Raw genomic sequence first — 17,561 nt, 5'->3', positions numbered from 1 at the left:
CCGCCCGCCTGCCCCCGCGGCGGCAGCGTCAGAGGCCGACCGAGCCGTCGATGCGCTCGCGCAGCAGGTCGGCGTGGCCGTTGTGGCGGGCGTACTCCTCGATCATGTGGACCAGCACCCAGCGCAGGGACACCCGCCCGCGCCAGCCGTCCTCGCCCTCCGCGTCGAGATCGGGCGCGGCCGCGGTGAACGCCCGGGCGAACGCCACCTCGGTGTGCCAGGCCTCCCACGCCTCCCCCGCGGCCCCGGCGGTACCGGGGCCGGGGCGGCCGGCCCCGGCGAAGTCGAAGTCGCCGTCCGGGTCCGCCTCCGAGGAGTACCGGGCCGGCGCTTCCTGACCGGCCAGGACCTGCCGGAACCAGCGCCGCTCCATGTCGGCGAGGTGCCGGACGAGCCCGAGCAGCGAGAGCGTGGACGGCTCGACCGGCCGCAGGGCCAGCTCCGCGCCCAGCCCGGCGCACTTCAGTTCCAGGGTGGCGCGCTGCGCCTCCAGGACGTCGGTGAGGATGCTCCGCTCGTCCCCGGTGGCCGGTCCGCCGAAGCGCCGTTCCGAGGTGTTGCCCGGGATCAGCTCCGCCCGACGGCCCGTCACGGCGGGGCGCTCCGGGCTCGCGGCCCAGTCCGTCCACGAGCCGTCGTACACGGCGAGGGATGCGGGCGGGTACCCGGCGAGGACCGCTCCGAGGGCGAGGACGCAGGCCGTCACCCCCGACCCGCAGCTGAAGTACAGCCGCTCCCGGCCCCCCGTCAACACCTCGAAGGCGTCCTTGAGTTCCCCGGCGGGCCGCATCTGGCCGCCCTCTCCCAGCAGCTCCCCGAACGGCAGGTTGACCGCCCCCGGCATGTGGCCCCCGCGCAGCCCCGGCCGCGGCTCCGGGGCGGTGCCGGCGAAGCGCTCCCGCGTCCGGGCGTCGAGGACGGCCGCGTCCGGGTCGGCCAGGGCGGCGGCCACGGCGTCGCCGTCCACCAGGAGCCCGGCGCGGGGGCGGGCCGTGAAGGAGCCGCGCGGGCCCTCGTACGCGGGCCCGGTCTCCTCGACGGGCAGCCCGGCGGCGGTCCAGGCCGGAAGGCCGCCGTCGAGGACGGCGGCCCGGTCGAAGCCCATGGCGCGCAGCATCCACCAGGCGCGGGCGCTGGAGTAGACACCGGCGCCGTCGTAGACGACGACGGTGCTGGTGTCGTCGATGCCGAGCTCGCGCGCGGCCGCGGTGAACGCGTCCGCGCCGGGCATGGTGTGCGGGGCGGGGGCGTCGTGGTCGGACAGGGCGCCGTCGAGGTCGAAGGGGCGGGCGCCCGGGATGCGCCGGCCGGCGCCGCGGTGGGCGCCGACGGAGGCGTCGAGGACGACCAGGCCGGGCGTGCCGAGGCGGGCGGCGAGCCAGTCCGCCCCGACGAGGGGCCCGACCGGCCCCCCACCCGCCCCTGCGCCTGCGCCCGTGCCCGTGTCGGTGTCGGTGTTCGACTGGGTGTGCTCGGTCATGCGGTGGGTCCCCCCGGAGCCTCGTGCGACGTGACGGCACCCATCCTGCCCCGACCGCCTCAGGGGCATCCGCCCGGGCGGGCCCAGACCGCGATCCGCGCCCCGCGCACCCGGTCCACCGAGCAGAGGTCGTAGTGCGAGACCAGCGTCTGCCGTTTGACGGCCTCCCGCGGGTACGGGTCGAGCGGCTGCCCCGCCGGGTCCATCAGCGCGATCACCCGCGGGGCGTCGTCCACCAGCCGGGCCCGGATACCCGCCGAGGGCAGCTCGGTGCCCCACAGGCTGGCCGAGGCGGCCGGGGAGCGGTCCAGGGCCAGGTCCCACAGCCCCCGGTACACGGCGGGCGAGGACAGCAGCCACTCGCGCCGCCGGGCGGGCAGGAACAGCACCGCGTCCCCGGGCCGGGCCCGTTCCCGGACCGCGGACGCCACGGCGAGGGCGTCGTCCTTGCGGCTCTCGGGGGTGCGCAGCCACACCGACCACCACCCGAAGGGCACCAGCACGGCGGCCACCAGCAGCCACGGCACGGCCGCGCGCCACCGCTGCACGGCCGCGAGGCGGGCCCCGGCCGCCAGGGCGAGCCCGGTCAGCGCGTAGAGCACGTACCGGTCGACGTACAGGGGGTGCACCAGCGAGACGGCGATCAGCAGCCCGGGCGGCAGCAGCGCGAGCGGTACGGCGACCCTCACCAGCTCCCGCGGCACCGCGCTCCCCCGCGTCAGCAGCCACGTCGCGGCCGCGACCACCGCGTACGCGGCCCAGTCCGCCCAGCCGGGCCGGCCGAGCCAGCCCAGCTGCTGCTCGACCTGCCGGGCGCCGAGCCGGGCCAGCGGGAGCAGCAGGACGAGGACGGCGGCGGCGCTGCGCCGCCAGCCGGGCGAGCGCCGGGCGGTGACGGCGTGGGCGGGCAGCGCGAACACGGCGAACGGGTGCAGCCAGCAGCCGAGGAGCAGCACGACGGCGTACGCGGGCCACCGCTCGCGCAGCATCAGGTACGTCGACCACACCACGGCCGCCGCGACCAGGGCGTACGAGCGGCCTTCCTGGGCGTACATCTGCACCGGCGGCAGCACGGCGTACGCGGCGCCGGCGAGCAGCCCGGCCCGCTCGCCCGCGAGCCGGCGGCCGACCGCGGCCACCCCGGCGGCGGCGAGGGCGGTGGCGGCGACCGACGGCAGCCGCAGCAGCCACAGCCCGGCGGGCGACGGGTCGGGGCCGGCGGCCGCGCCGGTGCCGGGGAGGGCGTCCGCGGCCAGGAACACGCCGTGCAGGAGCAGGTAGTACAGCCCGTGCACGGCGTCCACCTGCCCGAGCAGCTCGACCAGCCCGCCGAGCGGGCGGTGCGCCACCTGCCAGGTCACGGACTCGTCGCGCCACATGCTGCCGCCCCGGCCCGCGCCCCACAGTCCGAGGAGGAGCGCGAGGAGCGGCGGCAGCCAGCGCCGGGCGGCGGTGCGGATGTCGTCCTCCGGGTGCTTTCCGTAGGGGTGGGCGGCCTCCATACTCGGGGTCGGGCCGAAAACCTGCGGAGGTGGGGTGTGCGCACGGTACGAGCGGTGGCGGCGGTGCTGCTGGGTGCGGTGGCCCTGACCGGATGCGGTGCGGCCGGGGCGCAGACCCCCGCCCCCGGTCCTCCGGCCGCCTCGAACGCCCCGACCCCGGCGGGCCCGGTTCCCTCGGGGCCGGGCGTCCCCGCGACGACGGGCGGCCCGACCGGCCCGTCCACGGCGGCCTCCGCCGGCCCGTCCCCGGCCGCCGGGCGCCTGGTCGCGGTCACCCGCAGCGGTGGCTTCGCCGGGCGGACGACGGGCCTGCTGGTCACGGACGACGGCTCGTGGACCCGCCTGGACGGCGAGGGCCGGCGGACCGGATCCGGGAAGCTGTCGGCGGACGGGCTCGCGAAGCTGCGGGCGGCGCTCGCGGCCGCGGACTTCTCCCGCCTGCCCCGGGTCCCGACGGGCGGACCGACGGTCTACGACGGGTTCACGTACGCCTTCGTGCACGGCGGCCGCGAGGTCACCGCCCGCGACGGGGCGATCCCGCCGGGCCTGGCGGACGTACTGTCGGCGCTGCCCTCGTTCGAGGGCAGCTGACCCCGGCCGCGGACGCCCCGACAGGACCCCCGCAGGAACCGGCGCGGGCTTCCCACCGGGCACACCTGCGCGGGCGCCCCGAGGCGGACTCCAGGCAGACCCAGGGCGGATTCCGGGAGGCTTGCGGCCGGCTTCCTGCCGACTTCCTGCCGACTTCCTGCCGGCTTCGAAAGGTCTTCGGGGAGGCCTCCGCGGCACCCGGCATGGCGGCCCATATCCCCATTCCGACCGCAATCGGAATCAGCACCTCCGCCGGTTTCGCTGTCCGAACCCCGCATAGCCGCAGGCCGGTGGCTCCTCTACGCTGCACCCCTATCACGCGGATCTCCAGGGGCGGGACATGGAACAGACACACACCACCCACACCGGCGGCGCCGCGGCCACCCCCGGCGCTCAGCGGCGCGTGCTCGTGGTCGAGGACGACCGCACCATCGCCGACGCCATCACGGCCCGGCTGCGCGCCGAGGGCTTCCAGGTGCAGGCCGCCTTCGACGGGCCGGCCGCCGTGGCGGCGGCCGAGAGCTGGCAGCCCGAGCTGCTGGTCCTCGACGTCATGCTGCCGGGCTTCGACGGCCTGGAGGTGTGCCGCCGGGTCCAGGCCCAGCGGCCGGTCCCGGTGCTGATGCTCACCGCGCGCGACGACGAGACCGACATGCTGGTCGGGCTCGGGGTCGGGGCCGACGACTACATGACCAAGCCGTTCTCCATGCGCGAGCTGGCGGCCCGGGTCCACGTCCTGCTGCGCCGCGTGGAACGCGCGACGCTGGCCGCGCACGCCCCCCGCGGGGCCACGCTGCGGCTGGGGGACCTGGAGATCGACCACGCGCAGCGCCGGGTCCGGGTGCAGGCGGAGGACGTCCACCTGACCCCGACCGAGTTCGACCTGCTCGTCTGCCTGGCCGGCACCCCCCGGGCGGTGCTCTCCCGGGAGCAGCTGCTGGCCGAGGTGTGGGACTGGGCCGACGCCTCCGGCACCCGTACGGTCGACAGCCACATCAAGGCCCTGCGCCGGAAGATCGGGGCGGAGCGGATCCGTACCGTCCACGGCGTGGGATACGCCCTGGAGACCCCGGCGCAGGCGTGAGCGGCGGGCGCCCCGAGGGGGGGCTCCGCCCGTTCTCGCCGTTCTCGATCAAGACCAAGCTGGGCACGCTGGTCGTGGTCTCGGTGTTCATCACCACCGGGCTGCTGCTGGTGGCCCTGCGCACCGACACCGAGCTCCGCTTCATCACGGTGTTCTCGGTGATCGCATCGATGCTGATCACCCAGTTCGTGGCGCACAGCCTGACGGCCCCGCTGGACGACATGACCCGGGTGGCCCGGGCGATCTCCCACGGGGACTTCACCCGCCGGGTCCGCGGGGCCGGCCGCCGCGACGAGCTCGGCGACCTGGCCTCCACCATCAACCTGATGGCGGACGACCTGGAGGCCGTGGACCGGCACCGCAGGGAGCTGGTCGCCAACGTCTCGCACGAGCTGCGCACGCCCATCGCGGCGCTGCGCGCGGTGCTGGAGAACGTGGTCGACGGGGTCTCGGAGGCCGATCCGGAGACCATGCGGACGATGCTGAAGCAGACCGAGCGGCTGGGCCGGCTGGTGGAGACGCTGCTGGACCTGTCCCGGGTGGACAACGGGGTGGTCCCGCTGAAGGCCCGCCGCTTCGAGGTGTGGCCGTACCTGTCGGGGGTGCTCAAGGAGTCCGGGCTGGCGGCCGCCGGCCGGCCGGGGCTGGCCTCGGGCTCCGGCGGGCACACCCGCAACGACGTGCACCTGCACCTGGACGTGTTCCCGTCGGGGCTGACCGCGTACGCGGACGCCGAGCGGTTGCACCAGGTGGTGGCGAACCTGATCGACAACGCGGTCAAGCACAGCCCCGCCCTCGGCCGGGTCACGGTCCGCGCCCGGGCCGGGGACGCCCCCGGCAGCCTGGCGCTGGAGGTGGTGGACGAGGGCCCCGGGATCCCCGAGGCCGAGCGGCACCGGGTCTTCGAGCGGTTCAACCGGGGCAGCGCCAACGGCGGCGACGGGGGCACCGGGCTGGGCCTGGCGATCGCCCGCTGGGCGGTGGAGCTGCACGGCGGCCGGATCCGCGTGGCCGAATCGTCACGCGGCTGCCGGATCCTCGTCACACTTCCGGGCAGCCCGGCGGCGTCGCATTGACGTAGGGTTCGACTGGGAAGGACATGATCTCGGCCACACGTGCACGAGGTCCGTCAGGGGTGCGAAGCCAGGGGGTCGCAACCCGGCTACTGCATACCCGAACCCCGTTGGTTTCCCGCCATTCAGAGCGGCGAAACCCGCCGTTCGGTGTGACCTACATGACGTAAGTCCGGCCCGGTCTGCATCTCCCCGCCCGGGAGGCGTAGCCTTTATTCCCGCTGTCCATACCTTGTGAAGCGGAAGAGGGCGGTTGCCGCCGTGTCGCCACAGTCCCCGAGTAACCCGAGCACCACGACCGAAGCAGCTGAGGGCGGGAAGACCCCTGCCTCAGGCTTCGGCGCCAATGAGTGGCTCGTCGACGAGATCTACCAGCAGTACCTCCAGGACCCGAATTCGGTCGACCGGGCCTGGTGGGACTTCTTCGCCGACTACAAGCCGGGGGGCGTGAGCGCTCCCGCCAAGGCCGACGAGCCGGTGAAGACCCCGACGGACGGCGCCTCCGCACAGGCCGCCACCGTCGCCACCGAAACCCCGAAGGTCTCCGACGCCGCCGCCACGGGGGCGGCGGTCGCCGCGCCGACCTCTTCGCCCGTGTCAGCTCCTGCCCCTGCTCCTGCCACTCCCTCTGGTGCCCCTGCTGTGACTGTCACCTCCCAGGCCTCGGCCGCCGCTCCGGCCGCCGCCGCTCCCGTCGCCGCCCAGAAGGCCGCGCCCGCCACCGAGGCCCCCGCGGGCCCCGAGCTGGTGACGCTCCGCGGCCCGGCCGCGGCGGTCGCGAAGAACATGAACGCCTCCCTCGACGTGCCGACGGCCACCTCGGTCCGCGCCGTCCCGGTGAAGCTGCTGTTCGACAACCGCATCGTCATCAACAACCACCTGAAGCGCGCCCGGGGCGGGAAGATCTCCTTCACGCACCTGATCGGCTACGCGATGGTGCAGGCCATCAAGGCCATGCCGTCGATGAACTACTCCTTCGCGGAGAAGGACGGCAAGCCGACCCTGGTCAAGCCGGAGCACGTCAACTTCGGCCTCGCGATCGACCTGGTCAAGCCGAACGGCGACCGCCAGCTCGTCGTCGCCGGCATCAAGAAGGCCGAGACCCTCAACTTCTTCGAGTTCTGGCAGGCCTACGAGGACATCGTCCGCCGCGCCCGCGTCGGCAAGCTGACGATGGACGACTTCACCGGCGTCACGGTCTCCCTGACGAACCCGGGCGGCCTGGGCACCGTCCACTCCGTGCCGCGCCTGATGCCCGGACAGTCGGTCATCATGGGCGTCGGCTCCATGGACTACCCGGCCGAGTTCCAGGGCACCTCGCAGGACACCCTGAACAAGCTGGGCATCTCCAAGGTCATGACCCTGACCTCGACGTACGACCACCGGGTCATCCAGGGCGCCGCCTCCGGCGAGTTCCTGCGCATCGTCGCGAACCTCCTCCTCGGCGAGGACGGCTTCTACGACCGCGTCTTCGAGTCGCTGCGGATCCCGTACGAGCCGGTCCGCTGGATGCGCGACATCGACGCCAGCCACGACGACGACGTCACCAAGGCCGCCCGCGTCTTCGAGCTGATCCACTCCTACCGGGTCCGCGGCCACGTCATGGCCGACACCGACCCGCTGGAGTACAAGCAGCGCAAGCACCCCGACCTCGACATCACCGAGCACGGCCTCACCCTGTGGGACCTGGAGCGCGAGTTCGCGGTCGGCGGCTTCGCCGGCAAGTCGATGATGAAGCTGCGCGACATCCTCGGTGTGCTGCGCGACTCGTACTGCCGCACCACCGGCGTCGAGTTCATGCACATCCAGGACCCGAAGCAGCGCCGCTGGATCCAGGACCGCATCGAGCGCCCGCACTCCAAGCCGGAGCGCGAGGAGCAGCTGCGCATCCTGCGCCGCCTGAACGCCGCCGAGGCCTTCGAGACCTTCCTGCAGACGAAGTACGTCGGCCAGAAGCGCTTCTCCCTGGAGGGCGGCGAGTCCGTCATCCCGCTGCTCGACGCGGTCATCGACTCCGCGGCCGAGGCCCGCCTCGAAGAGGTCGTCATCGGCATGGCCCACCGCGGCCGCCTGAACGTCCTCGCGAACATCGTCGGCAAGTCGTACGCGCAGATCTTCCGCGAGTTCGAGGGCAACCTCGACCCGAAGTCCATGCACGGCTCCGGCGACGTCAAGTACCACCTGGGCGCCGAGGGCACCTTCACGGGCCTCGACGGCGAGCAGATCAAGGTCTCGCTGGTCGCGAACCCGTCCCACCTGGAGGCCGTCGACCCGGTCCTGGAGGGTGTCGCCCGCGCCAAGCAGGACATCATCAACAAGGGCGGCACGGACTTCACCGTCCTGCCCGTCGCCCTGCACGGCGACGCCGCGTTCGCCGGCCAGGGCGTGGTCGCCGAGACCCTGAACATGTCGCAGCTGCGCGGCTACCGCACCGGCGGCACCGTCCACGTCGTCATCAACAACCAGGTCGGCTTCACCGCCGCCCCGGAGTCCTCGCGTTCCTCCATGTACGCGACCGACGTGGCCCGCATGATCGAGGCGCCGATCTTCCACGTGAACGGCGACGACCCGGAGGCCGTGGTCCGCGTCGCGCGGCTCGCCTTCGAGTTCCGCCAGGCGTTCAACAAGGACGTCGTGATCGACCTCATCTGCTACCGCCGCCGCGGCCACAACGAGTCGGACAACCCGGCGTTCACGCAGCCGCTGATGTACGACCTGATCGACAAGAAGCGCTCGGTGCGCAAGCTGTACACCGAGTCCCTCATCGGTCGTGGCGACATCACCCTGGAAGAGGCCGAGCAGGCCCTGCAGGACTTCCAGGGCCAGCTGGAGAAGGTCTTCGCGGAGGTCCGCGAGGCCGCCACGCAGCCCGCGATCGGCACCCCCGCCCCGGTGGAGCAGGCCGAGTTCCCGGTCGCCGTGAACACCTCGGTCTCCTTCGAGGTCGTCAAGCGGATCGCCGAGTCCCAGGTCAGCATCCCCGAGGCCCACACGGTCCACCCGCGTCTGCTGCCGCAGCTCCAGCGCCGCGCGGCGATGATCGACGACGGCACCATCGACTGGGGCATGGGCGAGACCCTCGCCTTCGGCTCGCTGCTGATGGAGGGCACCCCGGTCCGGCTGTCCGGCCAGGACTCCCGCCGCGGCACCTTCGGCCAGCGCCACGCGGTGCTGATCGACCGGGAGACCGGCGGCGACTACACCCCGCTGCAGCACCTGACGGAAGACCAGGCCCGCTACAACGTCTACGACTCGCTGCTCTCCGAGTACGCGGCGATGGGCTTCGAGTACGGCTACTCCCTGGCCCGCCCGGACGCGCTGGTCCTGTGGGAGGCCCAGTTCGGTGACTTCGTCAACGGCGCCCAGACCGTCGTCGACGAGTTCATCTCCTCGGCCGAGCAGAAGTGGGGCCAGACCTCCGGCGTCGTCCTGCTGCTGCCGCACGGCTACGAGGGCCAGGGCCCGGACCACTCGTCCGCGCGTCCCGAGCGCTTCCTGCAGATGTGCGCCCAGGACAACATGACGGTCGCGATGCCGACCCTGCCGTCGAACTACTTCCACCTGCTGCGCTGGCAGGTCCACAACCCGCACCACAAGCCGCTCATCGTCTTCACCCCGAAGTCGATGCTGCGCCTGAAGGCCGCGGCGTCGAAGGCGGAGGAGTTCACGAGCGGCGCGTTCCGCCCGGTCATCGGCGACTCGACCGTCGACCCGAACGCGGTCCGCAAGGTCGTGTTCTGCGCGGGCAAGGTCTACTACGACCTGGAGGCCGAGCGGGAGAAGCGCGGCATCACCGACACCGCCATCATCCGCATCGAGCGCCTGTACCCGCTGCCGGGTGCGGAGCTCCAGGCCGAGATCGCCAAGTACCCGAACGCGGCGAAGTACATCTGGGCCCAGGAGGAGCCGGCGAACCAGGGTGCGTGGCCGTTCATCGCGCTCAACCTGATCGACCACCTCGACCTGGCGGTCGGCGCGGACATCCCGGCCGGCGAGCGCCTGCGCCGCATCTCGCGCCCGCACGGCTCGTCCCCGGCCGTGGGTTCCGCCAAGCGGCACCAGGCCGAGCAGCAGCAGCTGCTCAACGAGGTCTTCGAGGCCTAGTCCCCGCTGCGGTCTGACGCAGGAAGGCCCGGTCCCCGTCACGGGGGCCGGGCCTTCGGCATGTGCCGCCGGGCTGCCGGGGGCGTATCGCAGCGTGCGGGCCCGCCCGGTCGGGGGACAGCTGCCCTGCAGGTGCAGCTGTGGGGGGCGAGCGGGACGGCTACTGCCAGCCGAAGTCGTTCTTCGGGGCGGCGGTCACGGTCTGCCAGCCGAAGTCGTTCCTCGGAGCGGCGGTGACGCTCTGCCAGCCGAAGTCCTTCTTGGGGGCGGCGGTGACGCTCTGCCAGCCGAAGTCGTTGGTGCCGGGGTTGACGGCCTGGGCTGCCGAGGAGCCGAGGAGGACGGATGCGGCGGCGAGGACGGTGACCGCGGCGGCCTTGGCGATGCGGACGGTGTTCATGACGGTTGACCTTTCGGCAGACGGGGCTGTGGGACGGATCCGGCCCCGCATCCCGCGGTGACGTGGCGCCGGTGTTGCCTGCCGGGCGGTGTCCCCTGCTGGCGAGAACTACTTTCGTCGCAGGCCAGAGGCGGTGGAAGGGCTTTCCGGTGGACCCAACGGGCCATGTCCCAATGGGGCCAGCAGGGGCACTTCCGCCCTCACGAGCGCCCAGCCGGACATGCCGGCGTGCTCCCGCAGCAGGCGCCTGCAGACGCCGGTCGCCCGCCCCTCGGCCTCGCGCAGGGACGGGGTCAGCAGGAAGAGCCCCAGCACCGGATGGGGTTCGGCATGCGGGTGCGCGGTGACGTGTTCGACGCCGTCGCCGACCTGTGCGAGGGCGAGGGCGCGGCGGGCCGCGTCGTCCGGAAGGGTGCTGCCGAGGGGCCCGCGGAACTGGGCGTGAATCAGATACATGGTTCCGAGACTGGCAATCCGGAAGCTTCTCAACCAGTAGTCCCGGCTGGCCCCTTGGGGCTCTGGACGGAAGAGGCCAACCGCCCCCTCGGCGCTCCACGCCTCGCCGTGATCATGCGATGATCAAGAGTGAGGATCACGCATTGGGGGAATGCGCATGTTGACCCTTCTGGGTCTCGACAGAACGACGGAAGCCGTGTACCGGGCGATGCTGGCCCACCCCGGTGACGGCGTGGCGGGCCTGTGCACCCGCCTCGACCTGCCCGAGGAAGCCGTCCGCTCCGGCCTCGACCAGCTGAGCGAACTGGCTCTGGTACGGCCCTCGTACGAGGAGCCCGGCCGCCTGCGGGCGGTCAGCCCCGACGTGGGAATGGAGCTGCTGCTCGCCCGGCAGCAGGCCGAACTCGCCGCCCAGCAGCAGCGGATCGAGGCCTCCCGGGCCGCCGCCGCCCAGCTCATCTCGGAGTACGCGGACCTGCGGCCGGCGGCCTCCGAGCCCGGCGTCGAGCACCTCGTCGGGCTGGACCGGATCCGCGAGCGCCTCACCCTGCTGCACCGCGAGGTGGAGCACGAGGTCATGGTCTTCGCCCCGGACGGCGAGCAGACCCCGGAGAACCTGGAGGCCTCCCGGCCGCTGGACGAGGCCCTGCTCCGGCGGGGGATCCGGATGCGCACGGTCTACCTGGACAGCGTCCGCAACAGCCAGCACACCGTCGCCTACGCGGGGTGGCTGGGCGAGCTCGGTCGGCAGGCGCGGACCGCGCCGACCCTGCCCATCCGGATGATCATCACGGACCGGAGCACCGCCGTGATCCCGGTCAACAGCGAGGACACCGCGGCCGGCGCCGTGGTGCTCACCGGGCACGGCACCCTGACGGCCCTGTGCGCGCTGTTCGAGAGCGTGTGGGAGGCGGCGCAGCCGTTCGGCGAGAAGGCGCACCGGGACGACGAGAACGGGCTGACCGGCACCGAGGCGACCGCCCTGAAGCTGCTGGCGGACGGGTTCACTGACGAGGCCATCGCCAAGCGGCTGGGGGTCTCGCACCGGACGGCCCGCCGCGTCGCGACGGGCCTGATGGAACGCCTGGGGGCGCGCAGCCGCTTCGAGGCGGGCGTGCGCGCCGTCCGGCAGGGCTGGCTGGTCTAGTACTCCTACGGCTGGGGCTCGAAGTCCCAGTACGGGCGCATCTGCTGGCGGGCCGAGACGGTGTGGACGTGCTGCGGGCCGAGGGTGCGGGTCAGCGCCTTCAGGCCCGCGTCCTCGTGTTTGGCCGCTTCCGCGTCCTCCCGTACCGACCGCAGGTCCGCGGCCAGGGCGATCTGTGCGCTCAGCGTCATCGGGTGGTCGGGGCCGAGTACCTGCTCGCAGTTGCGCAGCGTCTCCCGGCCGAGGTCCAGCGCGTCCTGGAGGTGTCCGGTGATGTTGCGGTGCCCGGTGGCGTTCAGGGCGCAGCCCAGCGCCCAGGGATGCCGCTCGCCGACCGCGCCGCGCATGCCGACCAGGGCCTGTTCGGCGAGGTTCAGCGCCTCGCGGCGCTCGCCCTGGGCCCGCAGCACGAGGGCGAGGTTGCCGACCGTGCCGATGCTGTACGGGTGGGCGAGGCCGAGCTGCGTCTGGTAGCCGCGCACGACCTCCTCGGAGATCCGGCGGGCCTCGCCGATGTCCCCGTACTCGCGCAGGTAGGTGGCGTAGTCGGAGGCGACCATCAGCGTCCAGGGGAACTCCGCGCCGAAGACCCGCGTGGAGCGCTCCAGCACGCTGCGCAGCCGGGCGCCGGCGCCGGGGATGTCCCCGGAGCGGCGCAGGCACATGCCGAGGTTGTGCTCGGCGCGCAGGGTCTGCGGGTGGTTGGGGCCGAGGACCTGGGAGTTGAGTTTGAGGCCCTGTTCCTGCCGGGCGAGGGCCTCGCGGTAGCGGCCCATCAGGCGCAGTCCCATGGCGCAGCCGATCCCGGAGGAGAGGGTGGCGATGTGCCGGACGCGCAGGACCCGTTCGCGGCGGCGCAGGGTGTCGAGGTCGGTCTCGTACGCCTCCTGGTAGCGGCCCAGCAGGCGCAGCGCGACGGCGACGTTGTTCTCGGCGTTCAGGGTGGTGGAGTCGTCCTCGCCGAGGAGCTCGCGGTACCGGGCGAAGGCGTGTTCCAGCAGCTCCCGGGCCTGTTCGAACTTGGCGGTGCCGAGCAGGACGCCCGCGTAGGTGCTGGTGGCGCGCAGGGTCTCCAGGTCGCGGTCGCCGCGTTCGGCGAGGAGCCGGTCGGCGACCGCCTTGGCGAGGGCCTCGGCCTGTTTGAAGTGGCCGAGCATGCGCAGGGCGCCGCCGTAGTGGTAGCTGAGTTCGCGGACCTGGTCGTGGTCGTCGCCGAGCATCGCCCGCCAGACCGCGTCGGTCTGCTCGGCCAGGCGCAGGCAGGTGCGGTATTCGCCGGCGAGGATCAGGTAGCGCAGGCAGTTCAGCAGGAAGCCCTGGATCCGCGGGTTGCTGCTGGTCAGCACGCCGGCGGCCTCCAGGTGCGGGATCAGCTCGGCGAAGCGGGGCCACAGCCGGGAGTCGGAGGGCCGGCCGGGGTCGGCGGCGGCGAGGACCTGGCGGACGGCGCGGGCGAGGGGTCCGGCCTCCTCCTCGGCGAGGTTCTCGCGGACGATGCCGTGCACCATGCGGTGCAGCTGTACGGTCTCCAGGCCGCCGCCGCCCTCCTCCACGGACAGGTCGGAGTACTCCAGCCGGACGACGGAGAACTGCACCAGCTTGTTGAGGGCGGCGTTCCAGCGGATCTGGTCGTTGATGAGCCCGGCGAGCTGCTCGGGCACGTCGTCGACGGGGAACTCGCGCAGCAGCCGCAGCGGCACCGGGCCGGGTGCGAAGAACACGAACAGCCGGAGCAGGGCGAGGGCGTCGGGGAAGTTCTCCCGGACGTTGTTGAGCAGTATCGCGAGCGCGGTGGGGAAGGGCAGCGGGTAGTCGTCGGAGACGGTGACGGCCTCGTGGGAGTCGAGGCGGCGGCGCAGCAGCGCGAGGTAGTCGTCGACCGTCAGCGGGGAGTCGGCGAGCCAGCCGGCGGTCTGGTCGAGGGCGAGCGGGTAGTCCTCCAGGGCCTCGGCGAGCTGGTCGGCCTCCGCGCCGGTGAGCCGGCGGGCCCGGCGGCGGATGAAGGTGACCGACTCGGGCCGGGCGTAGAGCGGGACCTCGACGAGACTGGTGTGCCGGGAGGCCCACTCGCGGTTGCGGGAGGTGATGATGACGTCGCCGGCGCCTGAGGGCAGCAGGTCGGTGAGGTCGTCGGGGTTGTCGCAGCCGTCGAAGACGACCAGCCAGCGGTTGTACGGGGAGCCGCGCCGCAGCGCCTCCAGGACGGACCGGATCTGCTCGCCGTAGCTGCCGGCGCCGCGTGGCAGGCCCATCTCGGGGGCGAGGTCGGCGAGCCGCTCGCGCAGGGTGGGCCGGTCCTCGGCGGGGACCCACCACACGACGTCGTACTCGGAGGCGAAGCGGTAGGCGTATTCGGTGGCGACCTGTGTCTTGCCGACGCCGGACAGGCCGAGCAGGGTGACGGTGGATGCGCCGGGGGGTGCCTCGCTGAGGGCGGCGCGCAGGTTGCCGATGATGTCGTTGCGGCCGGTGAAGCGGGGGTTGCGGCGCGGGACGCGGCCCCAGATCTCCGGGGGGTCGTTGGGGAAGCGGGGGCCGCGGCGGCCGGTCTCGGTGCCGACCCGGTCGGTGGGCAGGTCCAGGCGGCGCAGCACGCGGTACTCGGCCTCGTACGCGTCGAGGCCCCACAGGTCGGTCGTCTCCAGGGTGGCGACGGCGCTGGGCAGCAGGGCGTCGGTGAGGCTGACGGCGGCGAACCGTCCGGGGTGGCTGTCGGTGACCGCGCGCAGGGAGGTGTTCCACTCCTCGTCGGTGTGGGTGCCGACGGAGAAGTACCGCTCGCTGAGGACGAGCAGGACGCGGCTGCCGCTGCGGGCCAGGTCGTCGAGGGCCTGGGTGAGGCCGCCCGCGGACTGCGGGTCCCAGCGTTGCAGGGCGACGCGGTGGCCGTGTTCCTCCAGCCGGTGGGCGATCCACACGGCCCAGGGGCGGTTGAAGCCGGCGAAGCTGATGAGGAAGCGCTGCGGCCGCGCGGGGGCCGGGTCGCGTTCCTGCCGAATACCGGTGGTCATGCGGCCGTCTCCCTGGAATCCGGGCGGTGGACGGGGTGGATCCGGGCTGTGGGCGGGGGTGCCACGGTATCGCAGCGGACGGTCCGTCAGCCCCGTTCGGGCGGGGCGAGTTCGGGGTGTTCCGCGTACCAGGCGCGGCGGGCCCGGTCGACGGCACGGCGGGCGACGGCGTGCTGGTCGCCGGGCGGCGGCAGCTCGTCCATGGCCCGCTCGGCCGCGGCCATGGCCTCGGTGAACTCCCGGCCGGTCGCGGTGAGTCGGGGGTGCGCGCGGAGCGCGGGGAGGACGGCGGCGACCTGGGCGCGGATGCGGGCGTGCTGGGCCCAGGCGCCGCGGGCTCCGTAGAGGGCGGCGCGCTGCCAGTAGCCGGCCAGGGCCAGGTGGGCGTAGGCGCCGTGCAGCAGCCCTTCCAGCGGGCGGGGGTCGGCGCGCCAGGGGGCCCAGTGCCGGGGGGTGGCGTCGGCGGTGTGCAGGGTGAGGACGTCGGCGAGGGCGGTCAGCTTGCCGTGCTGGACCTCGTGGACGAGGGTGGCGGCCAGGGCGGGCGGGGCCTGGCTGCGGGCGAGGACGGAGCCGGCGGCCGCGGGCAGGGTGGCGCCGCTGGAGCGGGAGCCGCCGCCGAGCGGGACGACGGAGCGCAGCAGCAGGCCGGTCTCGCCGGCGCGGGCGGTGTCGTACCGCTCCAGCAGGGTGAGGGCGCCGGTCCACTGGGTGTCCCAGCGCTTGTGGCCCTTGGGGGTGAGGCGGCGGGCGGCGCGGACGGGCGCGGGGCGGGCCTGCCCGGGGGCCCGGTAGGGGTCGAGGTCGTCGAGGGCGGTCCGGCCGCCGGGCAGGGTGTGCAGGGGCAGGGCGGCGGGGTCGTCGGGGTCCCAGGAGCGTTCGGTGAGGGCCAGCGGGCCGGGCCGGGCCGGGTGGAGCAGGCCGAGGGTGGGCAGCGCGAGGCGGCCGCCGACGGGCTTCAGGGTGGCCTTGAAGTCGATCCCGGCGCGCAGGGCGGCGGCGACGGCGAGGGCGCCGAGGTGGCCGAGGTCGGCGGCGGGCCCGTGCGGGGCGTGCAGCCGGCGGAGGGTCTCCTCGGCCCAGACGCCGGTGGCCGGGTAGTGCAGGACGTCGTGCACGGCGTCGGGGTCGTGCCGCTCGGCCTCCTCCAGCAGGGCCCAGTGGTCCGCGGCCTCGCCGGAGCGTCCGCCGGGGGCGGCGTCGAGCACGGCGCGGAGCAGGACCAGCCGTTTGGAGTGGCGGACGGCGCGCACGAGGCGGGTGCCCTCGGCGGAGGGTTCGGTGGAGGCGAGGGCGCGCAGGACGGGCCGGGCGACGGTGAAGGCGGCGAGGGAGTCGGTCATGAGGCGGCCGCCCGGGGGACGGCGGCGCGGTCGGCGGCCCGGTGGAGGGCGGCGGCGACGTGCCGGATGACGGCCTGGAGGTCCTCGCAGTAGACGGACGGCTGCCGGAAGCCCTCGCCGGCGCGGTAGCGGTGCGGGTAGTGGCCGCCGCCGCAGACGGCGACCAGCTCGCAGGCCCGGCAGGGGTCGGCGAGGGCCGCCGCCCCGAGCTGGCGGGCGGCCAGTCCCGGGTGGTCGAGCAGGTCGTCGAAGCTGTGGGTCCGCAGCGCCATTCCGGTGGCGGCCGCGCCCTCGTACGCGGATTTGAGCGAGTCGGCCTGCTCCAGGGTGCCGTCGGTCTCGATCACGGCGGTGGTGGCGGGGGCGAGGCCGAGGGTCTCGGTGGCGGTGGGCAGGCCGAGCAGCAGGGCGATGATCTCCTCGAACATCCGGATCCGGGCCCTCAGCGCCCCGTCGTGCCACCAGCGTTCGAACACGGCGATCAGCCAGTCGGCGTACGGGGTGCTGCCCGGGCGGTGGCCGGGCGGCGGGGTGCTCCAGTTGGCGAGGGGCAGCAGCAGGCCGATGCTCGGCGGGGCGAAGGCGAGCAGGGACTCGTACGTCCGCACCGGGTCCTGGGCGGGGTCGATCACGCACAGCACGCCCGCGTAGCTCTCGGGGTGTCGGGCGAGCAGCCGCAGCCCGCGGGCGGCCGCGCCGAACCCGGGTCGCCCGGCGTGGTCCACGCGGCGGGTGTTGTGCTCCGGCAGGCCCCCGTCCAGGCTGACGCCGATGCGGATCCCGGCGGCGGCGAGCGCGGCGAGCCGGCCGCGGGTGAGCAGGGTGCCGTTGGTCTGGACGGTGGCGGTGACCCTGGTCCGCGGGGACGCCGCGCGCAGGGCCGCCCGCACGGCGTCGACGGGGGCGGCCAGCTCGGCGGGGGCGGTGAGCAGCGGTTCTCCGCCGTGCAGGACGAGGTCGACGCGGCTCAGGCGGTGTGCGGCGACGTGCTCGGCGATGCGGGCGGCGGCGCGGGCGGTGGTTTCGGGGGACATGGCGGCGGGCCGGCCGCGCCAGCTCCGGTCGGCCATCTCGTACACGTAGCAGTAGGTGCAGGCGAGATTGCAGCGGCTGCGGGTCTTCAGCACGAACTGCCGTACGGGGTACGGGCGGTGGCCGGCCGCGCGGAGCGCGGGGACGTCGAGCCGGGCGTAGGGCCAGGGGGCGCGGGCCCGGTGCGCGGGCAGCGCGGACCCGCCGCTCCTGTCCGTGTGCCCCATCGCCTGCACCTCCTCGCCCGGCCGCCTGCCCCGGCGGACGGTCCATCCCTGCCCGGGGTTCGGCACCGGCTAACGGCGGAAACGGGTCAACTGTGGGTGCGCTGCGTGGCC

General features: G+C 74.0%; 12 protein-coding genes and 1 pseudogene. 5 read left to right on the top strand and 8 right to left on the bottom strand.

From position 1 onward, the window contains the following. Positions 1 to 28: 28 nt before the first annotated feature. From ACZ4VL_RS12020 to ACZ4VL_RS12010, 3 genes and pseudogenes are all read right to left on the bottom strand, one after another. The gene (locus tag ACZ4VL_RS12020) at positions 29 to 571 is read right to left on the bottom strand and encodes a DinB family protein (RefSeq protein WP_468198817.1); all 543 of its coding nucleotides are present in this window, start codon (positions 569 to 571) and stop codon (positions 29 to 31) included. A 12-nt stretch (positions 572 to 583) separates the two neighbouring features. After that, positions 584 to 1,480, bottom strand: a pseudogene (locus tag ACZ4VL_RS12015) (sulfurtransferase); the annotation flags it as partial. 59 nt (positions 1,481 to 1,539) lie between these two features. Next, positions 1,540 to 2,982 (bottom strand): glycosyltransferase family 39 protein, encoded by a 1,443-nt coding sequence (locus ACZ4VL_RS12010; protein ID WP_468198740.1) that lies wholly within the window; start codon positions 2,980 to 2,982, stop codon positions 1,540 to 1,542. Positions 2,983 to 3,018: 36 nt separating this feature from the next. Here ACZ4VL_RS12010 and ACZ4VL_RS12005 point away from each other — a divergent pair, with 36 nt between their 5' ends. The 4 genes from ACZ4VL_RS12005 to ACZ4VL_RS11990 all read left to right on the top strand — a co-directional run bounded on the left by ACZ4VL_RS12005 (position 3,019) and on the right by ACZ4VL_RS11990 (position 9,834). Then, positions 3,019 to 3,573 carry a hypothetical protein gene (locus tag ACZ4VL_RS12005; protein ID WP_468198738.1) on the top strand — a complete coding sequence of 185 codons (555 nt, stop codon included), beginning with the start codon at positions 3,019 to 3,021 and terminating at the stop codon, positions 3,571 to 3,573. A gap of 340 nt (positions 3,574 to 3,913) precedes the next feature. Further along, entirely contained in the window at positions 3,914 to 4,657 is a 744-nt protein-coding gene (locus ACZ4VL_RS12000) for a response regulator transcription factor (RefSeq protein WP_361088982.1), read from the top strand. Continuing rightward, entirely contained in the window at positions 4,654 to 5,733 is a 1,080-nt protein-coding gene (locus ACZ4VL_RS11995; RefSeq protein WP_385831156.1) for a HAMP domain-containing sensor histidine kinase, read from the top strand. The genes ACZ4VL_RS12000 and ACZ4VL_RS11995 overlap by 4 nt, the downstream gene beginning before the upstream one ends. Before the next feature lie 258 nt (positions 5,734 to 5,991). Continuing rightward, a complete protein-coding gene (locus tag ACZ4VL_RS11990) occupies positions 5,992 to 9,834 on the top strand; it encodes a multifunctional oxoglutarate decarboxylase/oxoglutarate dehydrogenase thiamine pyrophosphate-binding subunit/dihydrolipoyllysine-residue succinyltransferase subunit (protein ID WP_468198735.1) in 3,843 nt (1,280 codons plus the stop codon). Positions 9,835 to 9,994: 160 nt separating this feature from the next. Here ACZ4VL_RS11990 and ACZ4VL_RS11985 read toward each other — a convergent pair whose 3' ends face one another. Together ACZ4VL_RS11985 and ACZ4VL_RS11980 are read right to left on the bottom strand one after the other, a co-directional pair. Beyond that, positions 9,995 to 10,234, bottom strand: a complete 240-nt coding sequence (locus tag ACZ4VL_RS11985; protein WP_468198732.1) for a hypothetical protein — start codon at positions 10,232 to 10,234, stop codon at positions 9,995 to 9,997. Positions 10,235 to 10,342: 108 nt separating this feature from the next. Further along, positions 10,343 to 10,690 (bottom strand): hypothetical protein, encoded by a 348-nt coding sequence (locus tag ACZ4VL_RS11980; protein WP_468198730.1) that lies wholly within the window; start codon positions 10,688 to 10,690, stop codon positions 10,343 to 10,345. A gap of 157 nt (positions 10,691 to 10,847) precedes the next feature. On the opposite strand from ACZ4VL_RS11980, the gene ACZ4VL_RS11975 reads away from it, so the two are divergent. Next, positions 10,848 to 11,837 (top strand): helix-turn-helix domain-containing protein, encoded by a 990-nt coding sequence (locus ACZ4VL_RS11975; protein WP_468198728.1) that lies wholly within the window; start codon positions 10,848 to 10,850, stop codon positions 11,835 to 11,837. A 5-nt stretch (positions 11,838 to 11,842) separates the two neighbouring features. Here the strand turns inward: ACZ4VL_RS11975 and fxsT are convergent, their stop codons facing one another. From fxsT to ACZ4VL_RS11960, 3 genes are all read right to left on the bottom strand, one after another. Next, positions 11,843 to 14,848: an FxSxx-COOH system tetratricopeptide repeat protein gene (gene fxsT / locus ACZ4VL_RS11970; RefSeq protein WP_468198726.1), complete on the bottom strand. Its 3,006-nt coding sequence runs from the start codon at positions 14,846 to 14,848 to the stop codon at positions 11,843 to 11,845. A gap of 86 nt (positions 14,849 to 14,934) precedes the next feature. Next, the gene (locus ACZ4VL_RS11965; protein ID WP_468198724.1) at positions 14,935 to 16,191 is read right to left on the bottom strand and encodes an HEXXH motif domain-containing protein; all 1,257 of its coding nucleotides are present in this window, start codon (positions 16,189 to 16,191) and stop codon (positions 14,935 to 14,937) included. Then, on the bottom strand, positions 16,188 to 17,450 hold the full coding sequence (locus ACZ4VL_RS11960) for an FxsB family cyclophane-forming radical SAM/SPASM peptide maturase (protein ID WP_468198722.1): 1,263 nt from the start codon (positions 17,448 to 17,450) through the stop codon (positions 16,188 to 16,190). The genes ACZ4VL_RS11965 and ACZ4VL_RS11960 overlap by 4 nt, the downstream gene beginning before the upstream one ends. Positions 17,451 to 17,561: the final 111 nt, after the last annotated feature.

The sequence above is a fragment of the Streptomyces sp. NPDC029014 genome, assembly GCF_055564695.1.
Note: the sequence above shows the minus strand (reverse complement) of the source record. Positions and strands in the feature narration are given on the sequence as shown.